Annotated in this window: 1 protein-coding gene; it reads right to left on the reverse strand. The window is 55.2% G+C overall.

Annotated elements, in window-relative coordinates; genetic code table 11:
- Positions 1-252 (reverse strand): transposase (locus EJI01_RS28530; RefSeq protein ID WP_185879121.1); only part of this gene is annotated, 252 nt, incomplete at its 5' end.

A 252-nucleotide genomic window follows, 5' to 3' on the forward strand; every position in this document is an offset into this window, starting at 1 on the left:
CTAGTGTCCTGTCCCGTTAATTCGGCCGCACAGGCGCGCAAGTTTCTCGAGGATTGAATCGGCTGTCGCCGTCCAAGCAAACGGCTTGCAGCTGTCGTTGTACTGGTGGACGAACGAGTCGATCTTGTTCGTCAACTCCTTGACGCTTTTGAACGAGCCGCGACGTATGGCCTTGTCGGTGATGATTGCGAAGAAGCGCTCGACCTGATTGAGCCAACTGGAGTAGGTCGGCACGAAATGCATATGCCAACG

The sequence above is a fragment of the Variovorax sp. MHTC-1 genome (assembly GCF_003984645.1).
Classification (GTDB): domain Bacteria; phylum Pseudomonadota; class Gammaproteobacteria; order Burkholderiales; family Burkholderiaceae_C; genus Variovorax.